Source organism: Aeromonas sp. 604282, assembly GCF_049170575.1.
Classification (GTDB): Bacteria; Pseudomonadota; Gammaproteobacteria; order Enterobacterales; family Aeromonadaceae; genus Aeromonas; species Aeromonas veronii_A.
The window spans coordinates 40,100-66,189 of record NZ_JAAKMV010000007.1; the positions used below are offsets into that span (position 1 = coordinate 40,100).

The following is a 26,090-nucleotide window of genomic DNA, read 5'->3' on the forward strand; positions in this document are numbered from 1 at the left end:
CAATTTTAGGCCATATAAATCAATAAGATGTCATGGCCTAGCATCTATGCGGATTATCGGGAGCTGCCGCCGCAGTGAAGACTCACATGTTTCCTTTTCTGTTTTCAGAGCAGATCGGTAAATTGTGAGTCCGATCTCATTCAGCTTGTTGTGCCCGAGTGGTCAGCTGTCGGGCAATCTTGCCCAACTGTTGGCGTGAGGGTTTGAGATTGCCGCCAAGATCGGGCCAGGGGAGCCAGTGGTCGGGCACCATAAAGCCGGGCAGGGCGCTGCGGATCCAGGCTGCCAGTTCGGAGTCGGGAACCGGTCCGCCGTGCCAGTCGATAAAGGCGGCGGGGCGTTGCCCCCATTCGTCGCTCGGTACCGGCACCACCAGCGCCTGGGCGACGGTGGGATGATCCACCAGTCGCTGTTCTATGGTCTCGGGCTGGATATTCTCACCGCCCGAGATAAAAAGGTTGTCGAGCCGACCCTCTACCAGCAGTTCCCCTGCCGCAGTGAACCTCCCCTTGTCGCGGGTATGAAACCAGCCTTCGTTATCGAGGGGCAGTTCCAGCTCGCCATCTCGGTAGTAACCGGCAAACAGGGTGGCGCCGCGCACGCAGATCTCCTGCTCCCTGATGCACACTTCCCGTCCCGGTAGCGGTTTGCCAACTACGCCTGCATCGCCGGGGATAGCGGTGCAGACCTGGCTCCCCATCTCGGAGAGACCATAACTCACCTTGGGTTCGAGCCCCATGGCGCAGAGTCGGCTCACCAGCGGTTGCGGGATGGCGGCGCCACCGAGCAGCAGCTCGCGCAGGCGGGTGCGAGCGGGATCAAAACCCTCTGCCAGCAGACGCCAGAGCTGGGTTGGCACCAGCGAGAGGTGAGTGATGGGCTGGCACTCCAGCCGCTCCTTGAGGGAGCGTTCACGTTGATCCAGTACCAGAGTGGCGCCCGCCAGAAAGACCCGAAACAGGATGGCGTAGCCGCCCACATGGAACAGCGGCAGGGAAAGCAGCCAGCCGGACTTCTCATCGAGGGGAATGAGGCTGGCAGAGCCACGCGCCGAGGCCAGGTGGTTGCAGAGCCGGTGCACCACCGCTTTCGGCGTGCCGCTGGAGCCGGAGGTGAGGATCATATTGTTGAGTTGGGTCGATTCCAGCGGCCATGTTTCCTCGCTTGCCGGCAGTTCGTGCGTGAAGTCGATCGGCAAGGGCTGCCAGTTGCCTGCCGGGATCTCCCCTGCCGACCAGAAGGCATCGGCATCGAGTTGCACCGCCAGCTCGCGCTGCTTTTCGAGAGGAAAGGCGGGGTTGAGCGGGCAGAACACCACGCCGCTGCGCACGCAGGCCCACGCCAGCAGCACATCTTCCAGCGCACCGCGCACCACCGCCGCCAGATGAGCGCCACGACGCACTCCGGCTTGTACCAGCTGTTGGCACAGGCTGTTGAGGCGAGCATCGAGCTGGCGATAACTGAGAGGCGAGGCGGTGTGGATGGCAATGCGGTTCGGGGCTGTGATTGCCCGGTGGCGTACCGGGCAAGGCGTCTGTTCGGATGAGCTGGAGGGGTCAATCACGGTAATACAGTTGCTCCAGTCGGCTCAGATCCGGTTTGCCATCTTCCCCCAGCAGATTGCCTGCCATCCAGCGGCGGGTATCCAGACCCGGCGCCTGTTCCGGCGCCCATTCGCCCGCCAGATGAAACAGCTGGTTCAGGCCCAGATCCGATTCGAAGCAGGAGGAGATGATCACCTTGAGCCGCAGTTCGCGGGCGCGGGCGATCAGCGCTTCGCAGTTGGCGAGTGAACCGAGCAGGGTAGGCTTGAGCACCAGCGCGCGCAGTTGCGGGATCGGCTCCCACGGCTTGCCTTGTGCCAGCAGCTCGTCCAGCGCCACTGGCATGCCGGTGCGGTTGGCGACAAAGGCGATGTCGGCAAAGTCGGCGCAGGGGTCTTCCAGATACTCGATGCGGTTCGGGTCGAGGTGGCCGCAGAAGGTCCACGCCTCCTCGCGAGTCCAGCCCTGGTTGGCATCCAGCACCAGCTTGAGGGAGGGGATGCGGTCGCACAGCAGGCGGATCAGCGCCAACTCGTCACGCATCGGGTAGCGCGCCACCTTAAGCTTGGCCTTGCCGGGCGTGCGGTGCAGCCACTCTTTCCAGTTGCGCAGCAGCTCCTGGGGGGAGCCTTGAATGAGGGGATAGGGCTCCGGCAGCGGGTTGCTCTGCTCGGACCATGTCCGGCGCGCGCAGTCGAAGCCAAATTGCACCGACGGCAGCACGGGGTTCGGGGTATCGCCGGCGGCCAGGGCCGCCAGCGTGGCAAGGGCTTCTGCCTCTGCCTGTTGCAGGCTCTCTTTCGAGAAGCCGGGCAGGGGGGCAATTTCCCCCCAGCCGTCGTTGATGCGCACCAACAGCCCCTCTCGCGCCACCTCCACCTTGCCGTGAAAGGTCAGTGGCTGGGTAAAAGGCAGTTGATAGCGATACAGGGCTAGTGTCATCAGGGGTTCCGCTTGTATTTGGAGAAGTCGGGGCGACGCTTTTCGTTGAAGGCGTTGCGGCCTTCCTGACCCTCTTCGGTCATGTAGAAGAGCATGGTGGCATTGCCCGCCAGCTCCTGCAAGCCCGCCTGACCATCACAGTCAGCGTTGAGGGCGGCTTTCAGGCAACGCAGCGCCATCGGGCTGTTTTGCAGCATTTCACGGCACCAGCGCACGGTTTCACGCTCCAGTTCGGCCAATGGCACGACGGTGTTGACCAGACCCATGTCGAGGGCTTGCTGGGCATCGTACATGCGGCAAAGGAACCAGATTTCGCGGGCTTTCTTCTGGCCGACGATGCGAGCCATGTAGGAAGCACCCCAACCGCCGTCGAAGGAGCCCACTTTCGGGCCGGTCTGGCCAAACTGGGCGTTGTCGGCGGCGATGGTCAGGTCACACATCATGTGCAGCACGTGGCCGCCACCGACCGCGTAACCGGCCACCATGGCAACCACAGGTTTCGGGCAGGTACGGATGTCGCGCTGGAAGTCGAGCACATTGAGGTGGTGAGTCCCCTCGTCATCACGGTATCCACCGTAGTCGCCACGGATCTTCTGATCGCCGCCGGCGCAGAAGGCTTTCTCGCCAAAACCGGTCAGGATGATGGTGCCGATCTGATCGTCATAACGGGCATCGGCTAGCGCCTGCAGCATCTCTTTGACGGTACGGGGACGGAAGGCGTTGCGTACCTGGGGACGGTTGATGGTGATCTTGGCAATGCCATCGTTGGACTTGTGATAGAGGATGTCCTCGTAACCGGCGGAGCAATCCTGCCACTCAACCGGAGCGTACAGTTCCGCTTCCGTCATTGCTTCAATCATGGTTTTTTCCTTCTGATCTGGGAGAGTGCAGTTGCGCACCGAGTTGAACACAGAGTTGGGCAATCCCGGCATGTTGAACAGGTGCATACAGTTCAGCTTCCGTCATTGCTTCAATCATGACTCGTCTCTTCTTGTTGGTTGACCCACTCCGCGAGGAGTCGGGCAAAGTTATCAGGCTGATGGGCATGCAGATTATGGCCGCCATCCAGCTCCAAGTGGTTGATTTTGCGATGCTGACTCGCCATGAGGCAAGCCAGCTGATGGAATTTGTGATCCCGCTTGCCGCTGACATAATTGACAGGCAACTCGCCTTGCCCCAGCCAGGAAGCGAGATCCGGCTGCTTGCCAAGGGAGGTTGCGCGCAGCATGGCGGCCACGGCCTTGCCGTCGTTGCCAAGGCGGCGAGCGATCTGGCGGGCGCGGGCCGCCTCGTCGAGATCGGCAAATACCCCCTGCCGATACCAGTCGGCCAGCACGTCAGCCAGGGGCTCGCGCTCAAAGCGCTGCGCCCACTTTTCATCGTGCTGGATGCGGGCGGCCCGCTCATTGTCTGGCAGCCCCGGGTGGCAGTTCTCCAGCAGCAGTCCCGATAGCCCCGCCGGCTCACGGCTGGCGTGGTAGAGGGCCAGTCGCCCGCCCAGCGAGTAGCCGACCAGCAGGTAGTGCTCGATACCGCGACTGGCTAGCTCGCGGCACAGCCACTGGTGACTCTGCTCGAAGTCGTTGACCCGCAGCTCGTGATGCTGGCCGTGACCCGGTAGGTCGAGGGCAATGCAGTGGTGGCCGGGCAGGCGGTCAATGACCGGTTGCCAGTCGTTTCCATCGCCGAGCAGACCGTGCAGCAGAACCAGCGGTGTGTCGTTACAGCTCACGGATGGTGGCTCCCAATGCCTTGAGATCATCGGCCACCTGCTCGCTCGGTACCCTGATCTCGATCAGGGTAACGCCACCCTTGAGGGCCAAACCGTACTCCTGCTCGAACTCGGCCAAGGTTGTCGGAGCGCGGTAGGCGAGGCCAAACATGGCGGCGGCATGTTCAAAGCCGAGGCCGTGGGGCAGCCGATAGTAGCTCTCCAGCAGCTCCCCTTCGGTGGGCACCGGCAACATGCGAAAGATGCTGCCGCCATCGTTGTTGAGCAGGATCACCACCAACGGCTGGCTCGCCTTGCTGAGCAGGGCCAGGCTGTTGAGATCGTGCAGGGCGCTCAGATCGCCGATCAGCAGGGTGGTGGGTTGGTTGCTGCTTTGCGCAAATCCGTAAGCGGTGGCGATAAGGCCATCGATGCCGGAGGCGCCGCGGTTGGTCATCACCCGGCTCGGCCCCTTGCCCGTTTCGCCGAGCATGTCCATCAGTCGGGCTGGCATGCTGTTGCCGACAAAGAGCTGCCCCTCGATAAGGCGATTGATGCGATGGCAGACTCCGAGCTCGGAGAAGCGATCGCAGGCAGCGGCTATCGCCTGACCGACCGGTTGCAGCAGAGTTGGCAACCGATGCCAGGGAGCCTTGCTGGCCGTGACCGGATGGGCAGAGGCAAAAGCGCTGGCACTGCAGAGCAGCCGGTTGCGCAGCCGGTAGTCGGGATCGAGCCGCGCCGGTTGCGGATCCACCAGCCAGTAATCCTGCCATGAATGGTGTTTTATGAACTGGCCAAGCCGCTTGGAGACAAGCCGCGCGCCAAATTGCAGCAGCACCTCGGCGCGGCCCAACTCGGCGACAAATTCAGGGTCGTTGAGCGCCAGATCCATATGGATTAGGTTGCGGCTATCGAAACGGATCTGGCTCTGCAGATCTGCCAGCAGCGGCCAGCCGAGTTGCTCCGCCAGCGCGGCGGCGGCCTGTGCCTGATTCGGGTCGGTAATGCGGCCAGCTACAACGATGCCGCGCTGTTGCCGAAAGGTTTCCCACTCCGCCTGAGGTGGGCAGGTCGGCTCGTTTTGCTGCCACGGGCTCCAGGGCTTGTGCGAGCCGAGCCAGTCACCGAGGGGGGCCAGATAGTCGGAGAAATCCTGATAGTGCTCCCCCGGGTAAAGGGGCTCCGGGTACATGCAGTTGAAGTGCACCACCCCGGGGGTGAGCGCCTGTTTGGCCAGCGCCTGATCCACCGAGCTCAGCACAAACGCCGCCGGAATAGTCGGGGTGGGGCTCGGCAGGTTCTGCTGATAGACGGGGTAGCGGCCGAAGATCCCCTGCTGGTCGATCGCCTGATTGGCGCCGTTGTCGATAAGCTCGTGAGGGCGATCGGCGGAGAGAATAATCAGCGGCACGCCGGTGAGCTGGGCCTCTGCCACCGCGGGCCAGAGGTTGGCTACCGCGGTGCCCGAGGTCATGATCACCGCCACCGGCCGGTTGCTCCCCTTGGCCAGCCCCAGCGCCATAAAGCCGAGGCCGCGCTCGTCAAAGTGCAGGTGACGACGAAAGCCCTGATGGGCCGCGGCGGCCATGGTCAGCGGCGCAGAGCGGGAGCCGGGGGCCAGCGCGATGTCGCGCACCCCGAGGCGAAAGAGCTCCTCCAGCAAGAGGGAGGACCAGACGTGGTTGAAGGTGGCGTGCTGGCTCGAAAACGGGGTGCAGGCAAACTCTTCGCTGGCAGGCTCTTTACGGGTGGGCATAGGGGCTCTCGTAGCGTGAAAAGGGTGAATGACTATCCCAGCAGGGAGAGCACATTGGCGATCTTGTTGTCGAGTTCGGCCCACTCGGCGACAGGCTCGGAACCGGCGACAATGCCGGCACCGGCAAACAGGGTGACGCTGCCCGGCTGAATGCGGGCGCTGCGAATGGCGACCGAGAACTCGGAGGTCTCCCTACTCAGCATGCCGCAGGCACCGGCGTACCAGCCCCGATCGTAGGGCTCGAACTCGCGGATAAAGGCGAGCGCCGCCTCGCGCGGGGCACCGCCCACCGCAGGAGTCGGATGAAGGGCATCGAGCAACTGCCAGTCGCAGACGCCGGGCTTGAGCTCGGCCTCAATATCGCACTTGAGGTGTTGCAGCAGCCGCAGTTTCAGAATGCGTGGCTCGGTCAGGGTGGCATCGTGGGTCAGTGGCGCCAGTCGGCTGAGGATGTCGGCATGTACCAGCCGGTTCTCCAGCCGGTTCTTGCTGTCGGCCAGCAGCTCGGCGGCCAGTTGGGCATCCACCTCTTCATCGCCGGAGCGGCGAATGGTGCCCGCCAGCGCCTCGGTAAAGAGGTGGCGATCTTCCCGGCGGTAGAGCCGCTCGGGAGAGCAGGCGATAAAAGCCTGCTCGGGGGAGAATTGAAAACCGAAGTGGAAGCAGTCCTGAGCGTGGCGGGCCCACTGGTCGAGCATGGCCCAGGGATTGATATCCGCATCATGGTTCGGACTGGTCAGCAGGCTTTCCCGCGACAGCACCACCTTGGGAGTGTGCGCCTGAAAATCGGGGGCGGTGACGCGTTCCACCAGCGTCTGCCACTGGGCGGGGCCGGGGCAATCCTGTCGCTGCCAGGGCTGCTTTTGCTGGGCGGGCAGCGGGGCTTCCGGACGCAGGGCATCGAGGGCGGCTTCGGCCGCCTGCAGTTCGGCCTCGAGATTGTTTTCATCCAGCCAGAGGTTGAGGCAGAGACTGACGCACTCACCACGGCGCACCAGCTCGATGCGGGGCAGCACGAAACGGCAGGGGCCAAACCCTTGCCAGCCGGACTGGGCCGGATCGAACGCCAGTCCACCATAGTAGCGAGGGCTGTCGTCATGATGCTGGTTGGCTGTGTTCGTGCACACCTGCTTGATGGCGTGCGGTTCGGTCAGTTCATGGATGGCGCCCAGCGCGACATACTCGGGACGAGCTTCTCCACGGGCCTGCCAGTAGATGCGGGGATAGAGGGTTTGCGCCGCGAGCCAGCCCAGAAAGGAGCGGATTTCGATCGCCACTCGCAACCGTACGAAGCCGCTGACGTTGCTGTGACGCAGGGCGTCCAGTTGTTGCTTGATATGGGTCTGAGCCAACATGGATTCTTGTCTGAGCCGGGTAGTAACGAGCGATCCGGTAGCTGGATGCCGTAGGTTTATGCCAAAGGGCGATGATTTCCTATATATTATCTGCCCATTCGTCCATGTAAATCGCCCGCGGGAGCTTCACTCTCCGGGGCCAAGTATACCCAAATCCGGTTCGATAACCCTTAACACGATCAATATCCGATTGTTTGGCCATCACAAAATGACAAATACCTTCTCTGTTTGGTTGCTGGCGGCGCGTTTGCGAACACTGCCGCTCGCCTGCTCTTCCATCCTGCTGGGCTCGGGGCTGGCTGCCAGTCGTGGCGCCTTCGATGGCACCATCATGGCGCTCTCCCTGCTGACCGCCATCCTGCTGCAGATCCTCTCCAATCTGGCCAACGATTACGGCGATGCGGTCTCCGGCGCCGACAACGGCGAGCGGATCGGCCCGCAGCGGGCGGTGGTCTCCGGTCTTATCACCAAAAAGCAGATGTGCGTGGCGATGGGGCTGACTGCGCTGGCGGCGGTGGCCAGTGGCTTGCTGCTGCTGGGCTGTGCCTTCGGCGGTCAGTGGCTGCAGATTTTGGCATTTGTGGTGCTGGGTGGTGCGGCCATTGTCGCGGCGGTGACCTACACCGTCGGCAAGACCCCTTACGGCTATCGCGGGTTTGGCGATATCTCTGTGTTCCTCTTCTTCGGCCTGCTCGGGGTGCTCGGCTCCTACTACCTCTTCACCAAGACGCTGGAGTGGGATCTGCTATTGCCTGCCACCGCCTGTGGCCTGCTGGCCACCGCCGTGCTCAATATCAACAATGTGCGCGATATCGAGACCGACGCCGCTAGCGGCAAGATCACCCTGGCGGTGCGCCTTGGCCGCAATCGCGCCATCGCCTATCACTGGGTACTGCTGGGGGCAGCGCTGCTGGCGACCATCGCCTTTATCCTGATCCAGCCCGCCAGTTTCTGGCCATGGATCTTCCTGCCCGCCATGAAGCCTCTCAGCGATGCGGCCAAGACTCTTCGCGAAAGCTACGATGGCGAGGTGCTGACCGGTTCCCTCAAGAAGACCGCCATCAGCGCGTTTCTGTTCAGCCTGCTGCTCTCCATCGGGTTAGCGCTCTCCTGACCGCTGGTCGCAGCTCGCCAAGGCGAACAATGAAAAGGGCTCCCGAGATGGGAGCCCTTTTTGGTTTTGGCCGGTTTAGCTGGCGCGCGCCACCCTGAGAGGGCGGCGGGAGAAAATCAGGATATCCAGCAGCCAGATGACGACCATGGAGGCGCCCACCAGCGGGAAGGCGATCCCCAGCAGGATCAGCAGGGCGATGGCACCGCGCATCGGCGGGAGTTTGGCAGGCAGCGGCGGCGCGGCGAGACGGCCCTGCGGACGGCGGCACCACCAGATCCACAGACCACTCACAGCGCTGGCCAGCACCATCAGGCAGATAAGCAGCATGGCGAGCTGATGGGGCCAGCCGTAGAGCTTGCCCATGTGCAGCATGACGCCACTCTCTACCGTCTTGGCGACCGGGCCGTAATCCTGCCAGCGCACATCGGCCAGCACCTTGCCGCTGTATTGATCGATATGCAGGGTGGCGTCGTTGCGCGGATCGTCGGCAAACAGGGCGATGGTGTAGACGCCGGTGGCGCCGACCGGCGGGGTGATGCTGTAACCCGGTTGGACTCTCCGCTCATGGGCGATCTCGACCACCTGTTGCAGCGGGATCCGCTGGCTGGCCATCACCATTCCCTCGTGCTCGCCGTGGTTCATGGCACCGTGATCGTGCTCCTCATCGACCGGCTGCGAGCTGGGCATAGGGGTGTTCTCCACCGCCCAGGGAACGGTCTGCTCGTGGGCCTGATTCAGGCTGCGGGCCAGCGGTGCCGATTTGGGCACGTCATTCCACATGGCGGCCGGGAAGCGGTTCCAGACCGCGGCGAACTGATCGCCCCAGAAACCGGTCCAGGTCATGCCGCTCAACAGCAATAGCAGCAGGAAACCGGCTCCCCAGAAGCCGACCACAGCGTGCAGATCCCGCCACCAGAGACGTCCGCGCTGGCTCACTCTGGGCCAGAGGATGCCGCCCACCCCGGGCCCCTTGCGTGGCCACCAGAGGTAGAGGCCGCTCAGCAGCAGTACCAGCCCCCAGCCTGCAGCCAGTTCGATCAGCCGATCTCCGGTGGTGCCGAGCAGCAGGTCGGCGTGCAGGGCGCGGGCTACCGCTTGCAGATTCCACTTGTTGTCCATGGTGCCGAGCAGGGCGCCGCTGGCGGGGTCCATAAACAGGGTCAGCTCGCGATCCCCCTGATTGACGATGAACTGGGCGCTCTGGTCGGGTGCGGCAGGCGGCAGGTATTTACGCAGGCTGGCATCGGGCATGGTCATCATCGCCTTGGCCAGCAGCTGGTCGGCACTCAGGGTCTGGCTGGCGGGGGCGACCTTCATCAGCTCGGGGTACATCAGGTTGTCGAGCTGGGGTTTGAACAGATAGACGATCCCGGTCAGTGACAGCAGGATCAGGAAAGGGGCGACAAAGAGACCGGCGTAGAAGTGCCAGCGCCAGATCCGTTGGTAATGACTCGAGTCCCTGTTTTTCATTGCACATCCTTGTTGAGGTGCCAAACCTTTCGGCTGGTGGAATGTTTGTGGCGGCGCGGATAATAGCAGTAACGTTTCGTTAACTGCAATCGCACATCTTGATATCGATTCAGTGCGGGATGTGGGTAACATGAGGTGCCGACGGTTTGCTGGATAGAATGACCACGCTTTGGGGAAAGCCTGTTTGCTGCTGGACTTTTCCTTATAAATTATTACCTTGTGGTAACAATTTGCAGGTGATGGTGGTGGTAACGGAATGGGAGCAGTCATGCAGCCACATGGGCAATTTGACATGGAGCGCAGGGGTCAGATGCTGATCTGCCGCCCGAGTGGCCCTTTCAATCTGGCTGGTGCCATGGCCTATGAGGCGCGTTTTCGTCACGAACTGGCCGGTCTGATGGATGGCCCCTGGGGGATTGTCGAGGTCGCGACCGAGTTTGAAGCGGCCGGGCCAGAGGTGTTGGCCCGTTTTCGTCGCCAGTTTGGCTGGTGTGCCGAGAGTGGCTGTCAGTTTCTGGCGGTGGTTTTCGTGGGGGGCTTCAAGCGCTATCTGGCAGATAACATCTTCAAGGGATTGCCCTTTCGGGCGGTACGTTACTTCGAGCAGGAGGCAGCGGCCATCCAGTGGCTGGGGGAGCAGCTCAACATCGCTCCCTGTGAACCTGCGAGCGCTTGACCACCCCGCCCACCGCTTGGGCGGGCTTCACTCCAGCTTGATAAACCACTTGTCCCGCTCGTCAACGCAGTCGGGTTCACCCATTTCGAATTCACGGCAGATCAGCGGCCGTACCTCGTAGATACGGCACATCATGGTGTTGCGGTCGAGGGCTGCGCACCAGCCATCGTCCAGCCGGCGCATGACAGGTATCTCGCCATCCCGTTCCAGTACATAACGGTCCGGCACGCCGGTATCGGTAAAGAGCATCACTTCGAGGCGGCAGCAGCAGGCTTCGCAGTTCTGGCAGCTCACATCGGTCTGGATTGCTTGGGTCATGGTGCCTGTCTTGCCGCATGGCGGCATCGGAGATATGAAACAGGCGCCTGTCAGGCGCCTGTGGTCTGGCTAACGGCTTGCAAAAAACCTTAGCCCAGTTTGCGGGCGCGGTAGCTGCGACCCTTGATCTTGCCTTCCTGCAACCGCTTGAGGGCGGTGCTCGCCACGCTGCGCTTCACGGCGACGTAGGAGTACTGCTCGGAGATCTGGATCTTGCCCACATCGGCGCCGGCAATGCCGCCTTCACCGGTCAGGGCACCCAGAATGTCGCCGGCCCGCACCTTGGTCTTGCGGCCTGCATCGATGGAGAGGGTCACCATCTGCGGGGCGATCGGCTTGATGTCGCGACCGATGCTGTCGAGATCACCCAGCGGCATCGGAGCCTGCTGGTACTCTTCGATAAAGTTGACGCGCTGGGCCTCGTTCGGCTGATAGAGGCTCAGGGCCAGACCCTGCTGGCCGGCGCGGCCGGTACGGCCGATGCGATGCACGTGCACTTCCGGATCATAGGTCAGCTCGTAGTTGATGACGGCGCCCAGCTCCTTGATGTCGAGACCGCGGGCCGCCACGTCGGTGGCCACCAGAATGGTGGCGCTGCCGTTGGCAAAACGCACCAGCACCTGATCCCGCTCACGCTGCTCCAGGTCGCCGTTCAGCGCCAGCGCCGAGAAGCCCTTTGCGGCCAGATGGTCGGCCACGTCGTTACAGGCGCGCTTGGTGTTGCAGAACACCACGCAGGAGCTGGGCTGGTAGTGGCTCAGCAGCCAGGTGAGGGCGTCGAGGCGCTGGCCGGCGGGCACTTCGTAGAGCTTCTGTTCGATGGCGCTCCCCTCGTGCAGGGACTCCACGCTCACCTCGACCGGATTGCGCTGCACGCCGCGGCTCATCTGGGCGATCCCTTCCGGATAGGTCGCGGAGAAGAGCAGGGTCTGACGCTGCTGGGGGGCATAGCTGATGACCCGGTTGATATCTTCGCCAAAGCCCATGTCCAGCATGCGATCCGCTTCATCCAGCACCAGCGTCTTGAGGCCGGATAGCTCCAGCGTGCCTTGCTCCAGATGCTTGAGAATACGACCCGGGGTGCCGACGGCAATGTGGGCACCAAAGCTCAGGGTGGCGGACTGCGGTGCGGTCGGGGTGCCGCCGCACAGGGTGACCAGCTTGACGTTGGGCAGGGCGCGCGCCAGACGACGGATCTCCTGAGCCACTTGATCCGCCAGTTCTCGGGTCGGGCAGAGTACCAGTGCCTGCACTTCGAGGCGGTTGACGTTGAGCTTGGCCAGCAGGCCGAGACCGAAGGCGGCGGTCTTGCCGCTGCCGGTTTTTGCCTTGGCGATCAGGTCTTTGCCATCGAGTACCAGGGGCAGGCTCTGGGCCTGGATCGGGGTCATTTGCAGGTAACCCAGGCTGGCGAGGTTCTCTTGCAGGGCGGGGGAGAGATTGAGGCTGCTAAATTCGCTGTTATTCACAAAAGGACTCTATTTCGGAGAAAACGGGGATGCGCGAGCGCTAAGGCTGCGCATCATACCAGAATGTGACACCGGATGTGGCGGATTTTTGAACGGTCAGCGGTGGGGGAACATATGGGGTCATTTGTTGCCAGATTGGTTGTGAGCAATATGTGAAAGGATATCGGGGTAATTATTCAAACATGCATGTAATTATTTATTGAGGATAAACGTTTGCTATTTCTGTTGTTTAAATATAATGATTGAAAAATATTCAATTGGCGAGTGCGGCATTAAATATAATGTTGCGAAAATGATGTCGAGATATTTTGGAGGGCCGTAAAAATGCCATTTTAATTGTGTAATATCATGTTTTTTAATGAATTTGTCGTCGTCAAAGTTGTGCGATTAATATCAGGTTGTTGCGTAATTAATTTAAAAACGTTTGTATTATCCTGCATGCATATTATTACACGGGATTGTGATGACTCTCTGATTTTTAAATGTGCAAATGTCTATGATGGCGCCGGTCGAAAATTACAATTCACTCAGGTGCTACAGGTATGGAATACGTTCACTTTGTGCTCGGACTGGTTATGGTCCTCGCTCTTTCTCTGCTGGCTAACCGCCACAACTGGAGACAGATCAAGCTGCGTTATATCGGCCAACTGCTGGTGGTCGAACTGGCGCTGGCCTGGTTCATGTTGAACTCGGAAGTGGGTCTGGCTGTAGTAGGTGGCTTTGCCGCTGGCTTCACCAAGCTGATGGAGTTTGCCAAGCAGGGAACCGACTTCGTATTTGGCGGCATGATGAATGAAGGTTCATTTACCTTCTTCCTGATGGTGTTGATGCCCATTGTCTTCATCTCCGTACTAATCGGTATTCTGCAGTATATCCGCCTGCTGCCGCTGGTTATCCGCGGTATCGGCACCGTGCTGGCCAAGATCAACGGCATGGGCAAGCTGGAGTCCTTCAACGCCATCAGCTCGATGATCGTCGGTCAATCCGAGAACTTCATCGCGCTCAAGAAGATCCTGCCGCACCTGAACGAGAAGCAGATGTACACCCTGGCGGCAACGGCCATGTCCACCGTCTCCATGTCCATCGTCGGTGCCTACATGCAGCTGATCGAGCCGCGTTACGTGGTGGCTGCGCTGGTGCTCAACATGTTCAGCACCTTTGTCGTGCTGTCGCTGATCAACCCCTACGAGCCGGACAATACCGTGACCGATGCCAAGGCGCTGGCTGAGGGCGACGAGCACCATACGCCGAAGAGAGAGAACTTCTTCGAGATGCTGGGCGAGTACATCATGGCCGGTTTTTCCGTGGCCGTTATCGTGGCGGCCATGCTGGTGGGCTTTATCGCCCTGATTGCCCTGGTCAACTACCTGTTCGAGCTGGCGTTTGGTGTCAACTTCCAGTACGTCATGGGCTACCTCTTCTATCCAATCGCCTGGATCCTGGGTATTCCGAGTGGTGAAGCGCTGCAAGCGGGTTCCATCATGGCGACCAAGCTGGTGACCAACGAGTTCGTGGCCATGATGGATCTGGGCAAGATTGCTGCCGAGCTCTCCCCGCGTACCGTCGGCATCCTCTCCATCTTCATGGTCTCTTTCGCCAACTTCAGCTCCATCGGCATCATCGCCGGTGCAGTAAAAGCGCTGAACGAAGAGAAAGGCAACATGGTTTCGCGCTTCGGTCTGAAGCTGGTCTACGGTTCAACTCTGGTCAGCCTGCTCTCTGCTGTTATCGCAGGCATCATGATCTGATCCTCTAGTGGCATCTGCCACGGTTTGAGCCCCTGACCTCGTCAGGGGCTTTTTTATTTCTGGCTTACAGGCGCCAGCCGCACCACCAGCCGGCAACCAGCAGGGTGAGGGTGCAAAAGCCGGTTTCGATGGCGCCGCCGCTGCGCAGCGGCCAGCCCGGCAGGCGGTAACGGCGCTTGATGGGCCAGAAGAGCGGAATGCCCGCCGGGGTGAGCCAGTCCCCCAGCAGATGGCTGAGGTAGCCGACGATCAGGGCATCCTTGACCCCCATGGGCAAGGTGTCCGGCGGCAGGCTCTGGTTCAGCCCCCAGACGGCGGCGGCGACCGCCAGCAGACTGTGGGTGAAACCGCGATGGCCGAACAGCCGCGACAGAGGTTTCGAGATCCACGGCAGTCGCTGCCCCAGCACAGATTTGGGGTGGTCGAGGTCGGGCAACAGGGCGCTGGCCAGCGCGGCAGGGATGGTTTGCCACAAGCTGGCATCGGCCAGGGCCGGAGTGAGCTGCAGTTTGTGGGCGATCAGGGTGCAGGTAACGGAGAAGAGCAGGTGCCCTTGGGCGGTCATGATGATTACGGCGTAGATAAGATGGCGGCGCATCTTACCAGTGTCGCGGGCTATTGCAGCAAAAAACCGGGGCCCGATGTGCCGCCCGGTTATTCACTGCGCGGATCTTCCACCCTGATGTCAACGGGCACCCGTTTTTTACCCAGCACCATGGCACGCAACAGATCACTGTGGGTTAGGCGATCAGTCAGGATCACCACGGTTGCATGGATGCCAACAGCGACCATCAGGGTGTTGGCAATGATACCGTGCAGTTCCTCCAGCCACTCCTCACCCCAGAAGGCATCCCAGGTGGTGAGCCAGCCTGTGATGACTGTGCCAATCAAAGAGAGTAGCAGTAGCCAGATCATCAGTGCTCCGAGCGGGTTGTGGCCGAGGTAGTAGGGGTGGCGCCCACGGGCCAGCTGGAGAAGGTAGTGGCGGACCCGAGCCGGTGTCGGCCACCACTGGCCGAAGCGAGCGTAATGGGAACCGACAATCCCCCACAGCAGGCGGATGATGAGCAGGACTCCTACTGCGTAGCCGGCATATTTGTGGGGCTTGCTTCCCTCTTCCAGTACGAAGAAATTGAGCAGGCAGAGGGTGACGGTCGCCCAGTGGAACACCCGGATGAGGGGATCCCACACTTTCACTTCAGATGAGGTTGTCATGGCAAGACTCCATGGAGGGGCCACCAGAGCGGCCCGTCACTGCGTTATTCGTCGATCTCTTCTTTTACTTTCTTCAGATCGGTCGGGTCGAAGTAGATCTCGACCTTGCGCTTCTCCTTGTCCCAGCCGTAGATCTCGTAGCAGTTGGTTTTGGTGACCTTGAACTTTTTGATGTCGTAGCCCATCGCCTTGATCTGCTGCTGGGCGTCGGCCTCGCTCAGCCACTTGCTTTGGTCGGTCTGGGTGCATTGGGGATCAGCCAGGGCTGCGCCGCTCAAAAGGGGGATCAGTAACAACAGGGGGGTCAGTTTCATTGCTTGCTCCTTGCGGTTGATGTTGCAACAGCGACAAGGTTAGGCGGCAAGACTTAAGAGAACGTTAAGAGGGATAAGAGATTTTCCCCAGCTTGCGCCGGGGAGAGGCTTATTCAAGCTTGCCTTTGACCAGCCACTTGTCGAGGGCGTTGGCAAAGCGCTGTTTGTCGGCGGCATTGAAGGGGGCCGGACCGCCGGTCTGCACGCCGGCCGAGCGCAGCTCTTCCATAAAGTTGCGCATGCCGAGCCGCGCCTTGATTGTCTCGCGGGTGTAGATCTCGCCACGGGGGTCGAGCGCCTCGCCACCGGCATCGATCACCCAGGAGGCGAGGGGGATGTCACCGGTGATCACCAGATCGCCAGGCTGAACCTGCTGGGCGATGACATGATCTGCCACATCGAATCCCTTCTCCACCTGCTGGGTTTTGATGAAAGGCGAGGGGGGCACCCGCAATCCCTGATTGGCCACCAGGGTGGTAACGACCTTGGCGCGGTGGGCGGCGCGGTAGAGGATCTCCTTGACCGGAATGGGGCAAGCATCGGCATCAACCCAGATGGGCATGGCATGGTTTCCTGTAGTGAAAGCGGATAGAAAACGAGAGCGGGCATGTTAACACAGGCCTCCCCTTCCCGGCGCGGGGCTGAGTCGGCCCCGCCTTTCGTGTAAGCTGGGGCCAGCACATGAAACGAGAAGGAGACGAGATGGATCGGGTGCCTGGTGAAGTGATTTATGCCCTGACCCTGGATGGCAAGGGTGGCATGGCGCCGCTGACGGCGGGAAGCGAAGTTCCGGCGGCGCATCCCGGCTGGCTGCATCTGGATTACGGCAATCCCGATTCGGCGCGCTGGCTGTTACAGACCCCCTTGCTCAGCGAGGCGGCAAGGGAGTCGCTGCTCGGCCAGAGCAATCGTCCCAAGCTGGTGCGGATGGGGGAGACGGTGCTGCTGATCCTGCGTGGCATCAACCACAACAAGGATCACAGGCCCGAAGAGATGGTGGCGCTGCGTATCTTCATCACCCCGGATCTCATCATCAGCAGCCGTCGTCGTCCGCTGCTCTCCGAGCAGGATGTCTTCAACCAGCTCAAGCTGGGTGGTGGCGCCGATACCCCGGCCGACTGGCTGGTGGAGATTTGCGATGCCCTGACCGATCGGGCGGGGGAGTTTGTCGAGGAGCTGCACGACAAGATCCTCGACCTGGAGGAGATGGTGCTGATGCGCGACATGCCCGCCAATGGCCGGCTGGCGCTGATCCGCAAGCAGCTCATCATGATCCGTCGTTACCTCTCCCCCCAGCGGGATCTGGTGGCACGGCTGGCCAACGAGAAGATCAGCTGGCTGGATGAGGATGACCGCCGTCGTCTGCTCGATATCGCCGATCGGCTGCGGCGCTGGCTCGATGACCTCGATGCCGGGGTGGCGCGCACCGCTGTGCTGGCTGACGAGATCAACAATCTGATGGCGGAGGCGACCAACCGTCGCGCTTACCAGATGTCGGTGATGGCGCTGCTCTTTTTGCCCGCCAGTTTCCTGACCGGCCTGTTTGGCATCAACCTCGGCGGTATCCCCGGGGCCGAGAATCCGACCGCCTTCTGGGTCTTCTGTGGTTCGCTGGTGGCGCTGGCAAGCGGGCTGGCTATCTGGCTCAAACATCGGCGCTGGTGGTAAGGAGGGATAACCCATGTGGCAATCAATTGGTCTGACCCTGCTGCTGTTGCTGGGGCATACCCTGATCCGGCGGCTTATTCACAAGAGTCTGCTGGCGCTCGGCCAGAGCAGGCAGGTGAGCGAGAACCGGGTGCTCTACGTGGCCCATGTGTTCCACTTCCTGCTCGGCTGCGCCACCCTACTGGTGCTGGCCGGGGTGTGGGGGCTCGACTTCTCCCGACTGGTGGTGCTCGCCTCCTCCTTCTTTGCGGTACTGGGGGTCGCCATGGTGGCCCAGTGGTCGATCCTCTCCAACATCACCGCCAGCATCACCATTTTCTTCGCTTTCCCCTACAAGATTGGCGACCGGATCCGCATCCTCGACAAGGATGATTCGGTCACCGGCGTCATCACCGAGATTGGCCTCTTCTATGTGCGGGTGCGCGATGACAACGGCGATCTGGTCACCTATCCGGCCAACCTGATCCTGCAAAAGCCGGTCAGAAAGCTGGAGGGCAAGGTGGTGGAACCGCTGCAGCCGGAATAGAAAGTAACCGGAATAAGAAAAAGGCTCCTCTGGAGCCTTTTGGCTGTGTGGTAGGTGCCGACGGTACGTCGCGAAGACGCCCATCCGTTGAACCTTACTTCGACAGGAACAGGCTATTGTAGATGCTTGCTGCGGCCACAATAGCCAGAACGGGTCAACAGTTGGCTCTGCTGCTAGATCTCCTGTTGTGCAACATCTGCCTGTGGCTTGTGTTGCCAGATTGCCCCGAGCAGCAACTTGAGCAGCAGTCCGGGCGGGTTGTCCAGCAGCTTGCCGGACTCCAGCAGCAGCTGACCATCGGCGCGAAACCCGAGGCTGGCATCAATAGTGCCATCCTCCGAGACCACCTGGATCAAACCATTGAGGGCAGAGCGCTCACCGGGTTGACAGCGCAGCCGCAACTGGCGGGGCTCCCCCAGCAGAGTGAAGGCGCGGCTCAGCGGGGGGGAGTCTTCATAATCGGGCCAGTTGAAGAAGTGATACTGCTCGGCCAGGGCGCCAGCCTGCTGGCAGAACTGGTCGAACAGCTGACCGATTGCCTGATACTCCTGATCGAGTCGTCTTGCCTGCTCTTCAATCCGTTTCATTGTTTACTCCTTGTCTATCCACTTGATCAGACATTGCTTTTCTGACCCCGTGACTGCCGCTTTCCAGATATGAGGCCAAATGGCCGCGAGGTCTGTGAGCCGGATCGAAGTTTCAGTCTGAAAACGTTATCTTGTTGAAACTGGATGGTTTTTTTGCCCTGTCGCTCACATTTGAATCGATTGCCGCTGATTAATATGGCACCGCCTGGCAATGACCGGGTGCTCGACTATCGAGACTAACTACAGCGGGAATTATAAAAATATGGATATGAAAAAGACCAAAGTGGCGCTGGTAACAGCCTCACTGCTCGCGCTTTTGTCTGGCTGTAATGGCAACAGCACATCTACTTCTACACCTGAACCTTCTGACGGACCTGTCGCTCGACTGCCCAAAATGGATCCCCCAAAGGAGCTGCTGCAAGCAGGCCCCAACGAGGTAGTCATTGCGCTGGTGGACACCCAGGCGGCAGCCAAGAGTGCCAAGACACCGTTTGACAGCCACAGCCTGCATCTTTGGAATAACGATGCCTGCAATGCAACGGCAGATAGCGGCCTGAACAGCGGGTGGGATGACAAGAGCAAGACACCTGCCACTGCCGACAACTTTGGTCCGGCCTGGGTCGTACCGCTCAGCAAGGTGGAAGGGTGCATCAACTTTATCGCTCGCAACGGCGATCTGGCCAACCTGACCGGCAGCGATATGAAGGTGATCTTCAGTGAGCACCCGGATCGCACCGTGGCCATCGTCGCGGGCAAGAAGGATCTGTTTGGCAGCCGTGCCGAAGCCTTTACCGCGGCCTTCGGCGTGGCGGGGGCCAGTGCCCATCTGATCGATGGTAATACCCTGATCTGGCAAGGGGGCAAGGACAAGCCTCACGTGCGCCTTTATTACACCGACTCGGGCACCATCAAGGCCAATGCCGATGGGGTGTTCGATTTCCCCTATATCAGCCTGACCGCGACCAGCCTGACTGCCGAGCAGCAGGCCAAATATCCGCACCTCAAGGATGCGGCTGCCTTCGCCCTGCCCGCCGGCAAGGACCTCAAGACCCTGCTCAAGGGTGAACTGGTGGCTATCGGCACCGATGCCGACGGTATCCTGCAGGGGGCGACCCTGGTGCAAAGTGCTGGTGCCCTTGATGCGCTCTATGCCCCAGAGGCGACCAAGCTCAGCTATGGCGCCGTGGTGGAGGGTAACCGGGTGACCTTCCGTCTCTGGGCGCCGACCGCCAAGTCGGTCAAGTTGGCCCTCTACAACGCTAGCCACCAGAAGAGTGGCGAGGTGGCCATGACCTTCGATAGCGCCAGCGGTAGCTGGAGTTACGAAGGGGGCAGCGAGCTGATCGGCCAGTTCTACCGCTACGACATGGAGGTCTACCATCCGCTGAGCCGCAAGGTCGAGCACTACGAGGTGACCGACCCCTATTCGCTCAGCCTCGCGATGAACTCCGAGTTCAGTCAGGTGGTGGATCTCGACGATCCGGCCCTGAAACCGGAAGGGTGGGACAGCCTCAAGGCGCCCCACAGCCAGCAGAATCCCGCCGACATCACCATCTATGAAGCCCATGTCCGCGATCTGACCGGCAACGATGATTCCACCCCGGTGGAGCACCGTGGCAAGTTCCTCGGGCTGACCGACAGCGACAGCGTGCCCGTCACCCACCTGAAATCCCTGGCCAAGAGCGGCGTCAGCCACCTGCACCTGCTGCCGGTGTTCGACATCGCCACCGTCAACGAGGATCCGGCCAAGGTGGCCAACATCGGCGATGACTTCAGCAAGCTGTGCGAGGTTAATCCCGAGGTCAAGAACTCCCGGTTTGCCAGCCACTGTGGTGGTGGCGAGACCATTGAAGCCGTGCTCGGTGAGCTGCAAGCCAGCGACAGCAAGGAGAACCCTGTGGTGCAGGAGCTGTTCGGCTATCTGCGCGGCGTCGACTCCTTCAACTGGGGTTATGATCCCTACCACTACACCACGCCGGAAGGCTCCTACGCTACCAACGCCGAGGGCACCAAACGTATTCTGGAGTTCCGCGAGATGGTCAAGGCCATCAAGCAGAACATCGGTATGAACGTGGTGATGGACGTGGTCTACAACCACACCAACGAATCCGGGCTCGGCCCCAAATCGGTGCTCGACAAGATAGTGCCCTGGTACTATCAGCGCCTCAATCCGGAGACCGGCTCGGTGGAGAACTCCACCTGCTGCTCCAACACGGCGCCGGAACACGCCATGTTTGCCAAGCTGATGGATGACTCCCTGGTCACCTGGGCGCGCGACTACAAGATCGACGCCTTCCGCTTCGACCTGATGGGCCACCATCCGAAAGATCAGATGGTGCAGGCGCTGGCCGCGGTGAAGAAGGTCAATCCCGAGATGTACTTCTACGGCGAGGGGTGGAACTTCGGCGAAGTGCAGGATGACAAGCGCTTCGTGCAGGCTACCCAGAAGCATCTGGGTGGTACCGGTATCGGCTCCTTCTCCGACCGCTTGCGCGATGCGGTGCGCGGCGGCAGTCCGTTCGACGGTGGCGATACCATTCGCAAGGCCCAGGGCTTTGGCAACGGTGCCTTCGTCGATCCTAACGAAATGAGCAAGGTGGATCTGGCGACGGCCTTGCACCAGTCCGATCTGGTGCGGCTCGGCATGGCGGGCAACCTCAAGGAGTTCGTGCTGACCGACAAGGATGGCATGCCGAAGAAAGGCGCCGAGATTGACTACAACGGTCAGCCTGCCGGTTATGCCCAGGATCCGGTGGAAGTGCAGAACTATGTCGACAAGCACGACAACCAGACCCTGTTCGATAACCTGATCTACAAGGCGCCGGAAGGTGCCGATCTGGTACGGATGCAGGGAGTATCGCTGGCGACCGCCATGCTGGGTCAGGGCATTCCCTTCACCCACGCCGGTGTCGAGCTGCTGCGTTCCAAATCCATGGAGCGGGACAGTTATGACTCGGGCGACTGGTACAACAAGGTCGACTACACCCTGGGCGACAACAACTTCGACAAGGGGTTGCCGCGCAAGGACAAGGATGGCGACAACTATCCACTGATTGAGCAGGTGCTCGGCAAGCATGCCAAGCCGGGCTCGGCCGAGATGGCGCAGATGGTGAGCTTCTATCAGGAGCTGGCGGAGCTGCGCAACTCCTCCCGCCTGCTGCGTCTGGGCAGCGGCGCCGAGGTGATCAAGCGGGTCGACTTCCGCAATACCGGCCCGGATCAGGTGCCCGGCCTTATCGTCATGACGGTGGATGATGGCGTCAGTGCCGGGGCGGATCTGGATCCGGCCATCGATGGTCTGGTGGTGATGATCAACGCCAGCAACCAGAGCCAGAGCATCGGCGACTTCCGTGATGGCAACGATCAGCCCATCGATCTGAGCGGTATGGTGCTTAGCAGCAAGCATCGCGCAGTTGACAGCATCGCCAGCGGCGCCGCCTATGACAACGGCCAGCTGACGCTGGGGGCCTGGTCTGCCGCCGTGTTCGTCAAGCCGCAGTCTGGTGCACAGGGCGCGGGCCTGCCGGTCAGCAAGAAGACCGACTTGAGCACCCTGCCACCGTTTGGCAACACCGCCGTTTATCTGAAGGGGTTCCTCGGTCAATGGGGTGAGACCAACCAGATGACCTTCAGTAGCAACTTCATGTATGAATTCACCACGGAAGTACAGGCTGACAAGCTGGGCTCAACCGAGGTGAAGATTGCAGATGCCAGCTGGGGGCCGGTCAACTATGGCAGCTGCAACGCCGGTGACAAGCTGGTGGTCGGCACTCCGCTGACCCTTTGCAAGGGTGGGGATACCGGCAACATCGGGCTCGATCTGGCCAAGGCGGGCAGCTACAAGTTCGTGTTTACCGCCATGAACAAGGACAAGCCCACCCTGAGCGTCAGCTTCACCGAGCCGGTGCAGAGTTGCAAGGTACTGGACACGGTGGCGGGCAATCCGCTCGGCTACAACCTGTTCGTCAAGGGTGAGCTCTCCGGCTGGGCCGCTCAGCCCCAGTACCAGTTGAGCTATAAGGGGATGGACGGCGATCTCGCCATCTATCAGGCAGCCTTCAACTACACAGGCAGCACCGAGTTCAAGGTCGCCAACGAGGACTGGAGCAAGGAGTACCTGCTCAACGGCGGCGGCGCGCTGAAGGCGGAGACGGGCTACCCGTTCGCCTTCTCCGAGGCCGGTAGTGCCAACAACAGCATCACATTGCCGCAAGGGCTGTGGAGTGTGTTGGTGAAGGTTGACCCGGCTGGCGTCAAGGCAGGTACTGCCGTCATTCAGGAGTGCAGTGCCAAGTAAGCAACCCATTGAGTCCGGGGGATGGCTCGGCGTCCCCGGGTTGAATTCCACCTTGCCAAGGGTGGGATAACTCCGAGAGAGTAAGCAAAGCGCGACTGCCGACCGGCAGGCGCGCTTTTTCTTTTCCGTCACCGGCTGAAACAAAAGCCGCCCGGATGGGGCGGCATTGGTTATTTCATGATGTCTGGCTGTGCGGGATTAGCGCTTGCGTAGCAGACGCAAGGCGTTGGCAGTCACCAGCGCGGTGGCGCCGGTATCGGCCAGCACCGCAATCCACAGGCCGGTGATGCCGAGCAGGCTGGTGACCAGGAAGATGGCCTTCAGTCCCAGTGCCAGCGCGATATTCTGGTGAATATTGGCCAGTGCCGCCCGCGACAGCCGGATCATCGCGGCGATGCCACCGAGCTGGTTGTGGGTCAGCGCCGCATCGGCAGTCTCCAGCGCCACGTCGGTGCCGCCCCCCATGGCGATGCCGATACTGGCCCGCTTCATGGCGGGGGCATCGTTGATGCCATCGCCGATCATTGCGACCTTTTGCGTCAGACCGAGCTTGGCGATCTCATCGACCTTGCCCTCCGGCAGCAGGCCGGCACGCCAGCCCATGCCGAGCTCACCGGCGATGGCCTCGGCGGCGCGGGGGTTGTCGCCGGTCAGCATGATGCTCTGCAGACCGAGCTGGTTGAGCTCTTGCAGTGCCGCAGCAGCTTCCGGCCGGATCTGGTCGCGCAGGGCCAGCAGGGCGGCCGGCAGAGCCTGGTCGCCGACGCTCTGGCAGAGCACCACAACGGTCTTGCCCTGCCGCTCCAGCGAAGCAATCCGGATTTGCTGTTCCACATTCAGGGTCGCCACCCGGCTCGGTGCCAGAAGTTGCCACAGTTCACCGTTGATGCGTCCCTCAACCCCCATGCCCGGCAGGGCACGCAGGTCGCGAGCCTCCGCCAGCGAGAGTCCCTGTTCGGTCGCGTTGGCGACCACGGCGCGGGCCAGCGGGTGGTGGGAGCCCTGCTCGATGGCAGCCGCCAGTGCCAGCAACTCGGCCTCCGGTTGGCCATTGAGGCTGACCAGCTCGGTCAGTTGCGGCTTGCCCAGGGTCAGAGTGCCGGTCTTGTCAAAGGCGACGGTATCGATATGGGCCAATCGCTCCAGCGCGGCACCACCCTTGATCAGGGCCCCCTGACGGGTTGCCGCAGCCAGCGCCGAGGTAACCGCTGCCGGGGTGGAGATGACCAGCGCGCAGGGGCAGCCGATCAGCAGCAGCGCCAGTCCGCGATAGATCCACTCGTCCCAGCTCTGGCCAAAGGCAAGGGGCGGCACCAGCACCACCAGCAGGGCAACCAGCATCATGGCCGGGGTATACCAGCGGCTGAAGCGGTCAATAAAGCGCTCGATGGGGGCGCGCTGGCTTTCGGCCTCCTCGATGAGGTGCAGAATGCGGTCGATGGCGTTGTTGCCGGGTTCGGACACCACCTCAAGGTGCAGCACCCGATCGGCAGCCAGACTACCGGCCGGCACCTTGTCCCCCTGGCGACGTTCCACCGGAATGGATTCACCGGTCAGGGCGCTTTCGTCAAACGCACCGAGCTCATTGAGCAGGCGGGCGTCGGCAGGTAGACGGGCACCCGGGGCGATTTCGATGATATCGCCGGGATGCAGCTCATCGGCAGCTACCTCTTCCCGCACCTCGCCCTCGGCAGTGGTACGGATCCGCAGCGCCTTGTCAGGCACCAGCGCCATCAGGGCTGTGACCCCGGCACGGGCGCGTCCGGCGGCGTAGGCCTCCAGATGTTCACCCAGCATAAAGAGCAGCAGCACCATGGCCGCTTCGGCGGTCTCGCCGAGAAACAGGGCGCCCACGGCGGCCACCGTCATCAAGGTCTCGATGGCGAAGGGGGAGCCGCTTTTGGTCAGCGCCCACGCCTTGCGGGAGATAGGCCACAGCCCCCAGAGGGTCGCCAGGGTAAAGAGTGGCTGACCGAGCTCTTTCGGCAGCAGGGCGGCGACCAGCATCAGGCCGGCCAGTGACAGTGGCTGCCAATATTTGCCCAAAAAGTGACTGGGCTCCTTGCCGAACAGGTTGCCTAGCAGGGTCGGTTGTGACGCTTGCTCGCGGCCAGCTGCCTGCTTGCCAGCACTTTCCCCCTTGAGCTGGAAACCGGCGGCCAGCACAGCGGCGGTGACGGGGTCGGGGGAGAGGCCTGGGGCCAGATCCACCACCAGCTTCTCGGTGGCAAACAGCACGCGTGCCTGCTGCACGCCGCTCACCCGGCTGACGGCTGTCTCTATCTTGCGGGCGCAGCTGGGGCAATCCATCCCCAGCACCTGCCAGCTGTGGCGACTGTTGCTTTGTTCTGGCGCCACCAGCGGGTCGGCTGGTGGCATATCGTGCTGATATTCATCTTCATGCTCATGATCGTGAGCCGGCGATAAGGGGGCGCTGCAGCACGTTTGAGTGTGGCAACTTCCTCGGGGAGGCTCTTCATCCCCGGGTGATCCATTACCGTCACGGGATGGGTGCTCATTAGGCGTCGGGGTTGAGCAGCCACTGACGGGAGTGGTGTTGTCGCAGCAGTGGCTATTGTGGTGATGTTCACTCTGGCCGGTGGTCGCCTTGCTGACGGCCTTGATGGGGGCGACATACTGATGATTGCAGCAGGATTTGCTCATGATGAGTCCCTCTTGATGGATCCCGCCCCTGCGAGATCCCTGATTACTGAGGGGAAGTCTAAACCTTGGTGTTAAGTCCAAGGTCAACCCCTTTTATTCCCCTGATGTTGTCGGGTGTTTGTGAGGACGTGACAGGCTTATACTGGGGCACAGATTTTTACTACACCAATAAAGGACATAACACATGAGCAACTCAGTCACTCTGCAAGGCAACCCGGTTTCCGTCGCTGGTCACTTCCCGGTCGCCGGTGAGCAAGCCAAGCCCTTCTCCCTGGTGGCCAAGGATCTCTCCGACGTGACCCTGGCAAGCTTTGCCGGTCAGCGCAAAATCCTGAACATCTTCCCGAGCGTCGATACACCGACCTGCGCGACCTCTGTGCGCAAGTTCAACGAGCAGGCCAGCGCGCTGGATAACACCGTTGTTCTGTGCATCTCCGCCGATCTGCCGTTCGCCCAGTCCCGCTTTTGCGGCGCCGAAGGGCTGGACAAGGTGGTGACCCTCTCCACCCTGCGCGGTGCGGTCTTCATGGAAGATTACGGTGTTGCCTTCTCCTCCGGCCCGCTGGTCGGGCTGACCGCTCGCGCCATCGTGGTGCTGGATGGTGACAACAAGGTGCTGCACAGCGAGCTGGTCGCCGAAGTGGCCGATGAGCCGAACTACGCCGCGGCGCTGGCTGTGCTGTAAGGCTGCAAGCCATAAAAAAAATCCCGCT

The 26,090-nt window shown here is 61.3% G+C and carries 23 protein-coding genes; 7 read left to right on the forward strand and 16 right to left on the reverse strand.

From position 1 onward, the window contains the following. Positions 1–136 precede the first annotated feature (136 nt). From menE to G5367_RS10205, 7 genes are read right to left on the reverse strand one after another with little or no spacing between them, the layout of a single operon-like run. Positions 137–1,564 carry an o-succinylbenzoate--CoA ligase gene (gene menE, locus G5367_RS10175; RefSeq protein ID WP_421244072.1) on the reverse strand — a complete coding sequence of 476 codons (1,428 nt, stop codon included), beginning with the start codon at positions 1,562–1,564 and terminating at the stop codon, positions 137–139. Next, positions 1,557–2,486 carry an o-succinylbenzoate synthase gene (menC, locus tag G5367_RS10180; RefSeq protein ID WP_421244071.1) on the reverse strand — a complete coding sequence of 310 codons (930 nt, stop codon included), beginning with the start codon at positions 2,484–2,486 and terminating at the stop codon, positions 1,557–1,559. Before menC ends, menE begins: the two co-directional genes overlap by 8 nt. Next, on the reverse strand, positions 2,486–3,346 hold the full coding sequence (menB, locus tag G5367_RS10185) for a 1,4-dihydroxy-2-naphthoyl-CoA synthase (RefSeq protein WP_005354934.1): 861 nt from the start codon (positions 3,344–3,346) through the stop codon (positions 2,486–2,488). Before menB ends, menC begins: the two co-directional genes overlap by 1 nt. Next, positions 3,339–3,464: a hypothetical protein gene (locus tag G5367_RS10190; protein WP_265177226.1), complete on the reverse strand. Its 126-nt coding sequence runs from the start codon at positions 3,462–3,464 to the stop codon at positions 3,339–3,341. Before G5367_RS10190 ends, menB begins: the two co-directional genes overlap by 8 nt. Continuing rightward, positions 3,457–4,248, reverse strand: a complete 792-nt coding sequence (gene menH / locus G5367_RS10195; protein ID WP_421244070.1) for a 2-succinyl-6-hydroxy-2,4-cyclohexadiene-1-carboxylate synthase — start codon at positions 4,246–4,248, stop codon at positions 3,457–3,459. The genes G5367_RS10190 and menH overlap by 8 nt, the downstream gene beginning before the upstream one ends. Further along, entirely contained in the window at positions 4,208–5,956 is a 1,749-nt protein-coding gene (gene menD, locus G5367_RS10200) for a 2-succinyl-5-enolpyruvyl-6-hydroxy-3-cyclohexene-1-carboxylic-acid synthase (protein WP_421244069.1), read from the reverse strand. The genes menH and menD overlap by 41 nt, the downstream gene beginning before the upstream one ends. Positions 5,957–5,988: 32 nt before the next feature. Further along, entirely contained in the window at positions 5,989–7,311 is a 1,323-nt protein-coding gene (locus G5367_RS10205; RefSeq protein WP_421244068.1) for an isochorismate synthase, read from the reverse strand. A gap of 208 nt (positions 7,312–7,519) precedes the next feature. Here G5367_RS10205 and G5367_RS10210 point away from each other — a divergent pair, with 208 nt between their 5' ends. Then, entirely contained in the window at positions 7,520–8,425 is a 906-nt protein-coding gene (locus G5367_RS10210; protein ID WP_005363134.1) for a 1,4-dihydroxy-2-naphthoate polyprenyltransferase, read from the forward strand. 75 nt (positions 8,426–8,500) lie between these two features. On the opposite strand, the gene G5367_RS10215 is transcribed toward G5367_RS10210, so the two are convergent. Then, on the reverse strand, positions 8,501–9,895 hold the full coding sequence (locus G5367_RS10215) for a PepSY-associated TM helix domain-containing protein (RefSeq protein WP_421294265.1): 1,395 nt from the start codon (positions 9,893–9,895) through the stop codon (positions 8,501–8,503). A 268-nt stretch (positions 9,896–10,163) separates the two neighbouring features. Between G5367_RS10215 and G5367_RS10220 the strand changes: the two genes are divergently transcribed. After that, on the forward strand, positions 10,164–10,571 hold the full coding sequence (locus tag G5367_RS10220; RefSeq protein ID WP_069554668.1) for a hypothetical protein: 408 nt from the start codon (positions 10,164–10,166) through the stop codon (positions 10,569–10,571). A 27-nt stretch (positions 10,572–10,598) separates the two neighbouring features. On the opposite strand, the gene G5367_RS10225 is transcribed toward G5367_RS10220, so the two are convergent. Continuing rightward, a complete protein-coding gene (locus tag G5367_RS10225; RefSeq protein ID WP_005335921.1) occupies positions 10,599–10,889 on the reverse strand; it encodes a YkgJ family cysteine cluster protein in 291 nt (96 codons plus the stop codon). Positions 10,890–10,978: 89 nt separating this feature from the next. Further along, complete coding sequence (gene dbpA / locus G5367_RS10230) at positions 10,979–12,358, reverse strand: ATP-dependent RNA helicase DbpA (RefSeq protein ID WP_421244066.1); 1,380 nt, start codon at positions 12,356–12,358, stop codon at positions 10,979–10,981. 542 nt (positions 12,359–12,900) lie between these two features. Here dbpA and G5367_RS10235 point away from each other — a divergent pair. After that, on the forward strand, positions 12,901–14,106 hold the full coding sequence (locus G5367_RS10235; protein WP_005341473.1) for a NupC/NupG family nucleoside CNT transporter: 1,206 nt from the start codon (positions 12,901–12,903) through the stop codon (positions 14,104–14,106). 64 nt (positions 14,107–14,170) lie between these two features. Here G5367_RS10235 and G5367_RS10240 read toward each other — a convergent pair whose 3' ends face one another. From G5367_RS10240 to G5367_RS10255, 4 genes are all read right to left on the reverse strand, one after another. Further along, positions 14,171–14,671 (reverse strand): metal-dependent hydrolase, encoded by a 501-nt coding sequence (locus G5367_RS10240; RefSeq protein WP_041234360.1) that lies wholly within the window; start codon positions 14,669–14,671, stop codon positions 14,171–14,173. A gap of 89 nt (positions 14,672–14,760) precedes the next feature. Beyond that, positions 14,761–15,321: a cytochrome b/b6 domain-containing protein gene (locus G5367_RS10245; RefSeq protein ID WP_337073193.1), complete on the reverse strand. Its 561-nt coding sequence runs from the start codon at positions 15,319–15,321 to the stop codon at positions 14,761–14,763. Between the two features lie 44 nt (positions 15,322–15,365). Then, positions 15,366–15,635 (reverse strand): PepSY domain-containing protein, encoded by a 270-nt coding sequence (locus tag G5367_RS10250; protein WP_005341469.1) that lies wholly within the window; start codon positions 15,633–15,635, stop codon positions 15,366–15,368. A 109-nt stretch (positions 15,636–15,744) separates the two neighbouring features. After that, complete coding sequence (locus G5367_RS10255; protein WP_421244065.1) at positions 15,745–16,197, reverse strand: YaiI/YqxD family protein; 453 nt, start codon at positions 16,195–16,197, stop codon at positions 15,745–15,747. A 140-nt stretch (positions 16,198–16,337) separates the two neighbouring features. On the opposite strand from G5367_RS10255, the gene zntB reads away from it, so the two are divergent. Then, complete coding sequence (gene zntB, locus G5367_RS10260; protein WP_005341467.1) at positions 16,338–17,303, forward strand: zinc transporter ZntB; 966 nt, start codon at positions 16,338–16,340, stop codon at positions 17,301–17,303. 13 nt (positions 17,304–17,316) lie between these two features. Next, the gene (locus G5367_RS10265; protein WP_005335914.1) at positions 17,317–17,829 is read left to right on the forward strand and encodes a mechanosensitive ion channel domain-containing protein; all 513 of its coding nucleotides are present in this window, start codon (positions 17,317–17,319) and stop codon (positions 17,827–17,829) included. A gap of 173 nt (positions 17,830–18,002) precedes the next feature. Here G5367_RS10265 and G5367_RS10270 read toward each other — a convergent pair whose 3' ends face one another. Then, the gene (locus G5367_RS10270; RefSeq protein WP_005341466.1) at positions 18,003–18,416 is read right to left on the reverse strand and encodes a hypothetical protein; all 414 of its coding nucleotides are present in this window, start codon (positions 18,414–18,416) and stop codon (positions 18,003–18,005) included. Between the two features lie 262 nt (positions 18,417–18,678). Between G5367_RS10270 and pulA the strand changes: the two genes are divergently transcribed. Then, the gene (gene pulA, locus G5367_RS10275) at positions 18,679–22,713 is read left to right on the forward strand and encodes a pullulanase-type alpha-1,6-glucosidase (RefSeq protein ID WP_421294269.1); all 4,035 of its coding nucleotides are present in this window, start codon (positions 18,679–18,681) and stop codon (positions 22,711–22,713) included. Positions 22,714–22,911: 198 nt separating this feature from the next. Here the strand turns inward: pulA and G5367_RS10280 are convergent, their stop codons facing one another. Next, complete coding sequence (locus G5367_RS10280) at positions 22,912–25,377, reverse strand: zinc/cadmium/mercury/lead-transporting ATPase (RefSeq protein WP_421294271.1); 2,466 nt, start codon at positions 25,375–25,377, stop codon at positions 22,912–22,914. Between the two features lie 184 nt (positions 25,378–25,561). Between G5367_RS10280 and tpx the strand changes: the two genes are divergently transcribed. Continuing rightward, a complete protein-coding gene (gene tpx, locus G5367_RS10285) occupies positions 25,562–26,062 on the forward strand; it encodes a thiol peroxidase (RefSeq protein WP_421244062.1) in 501 nt (166 codons plus the stop codon). Positions 26,063–26,090 lie beyond the last annotated feature (28 nt).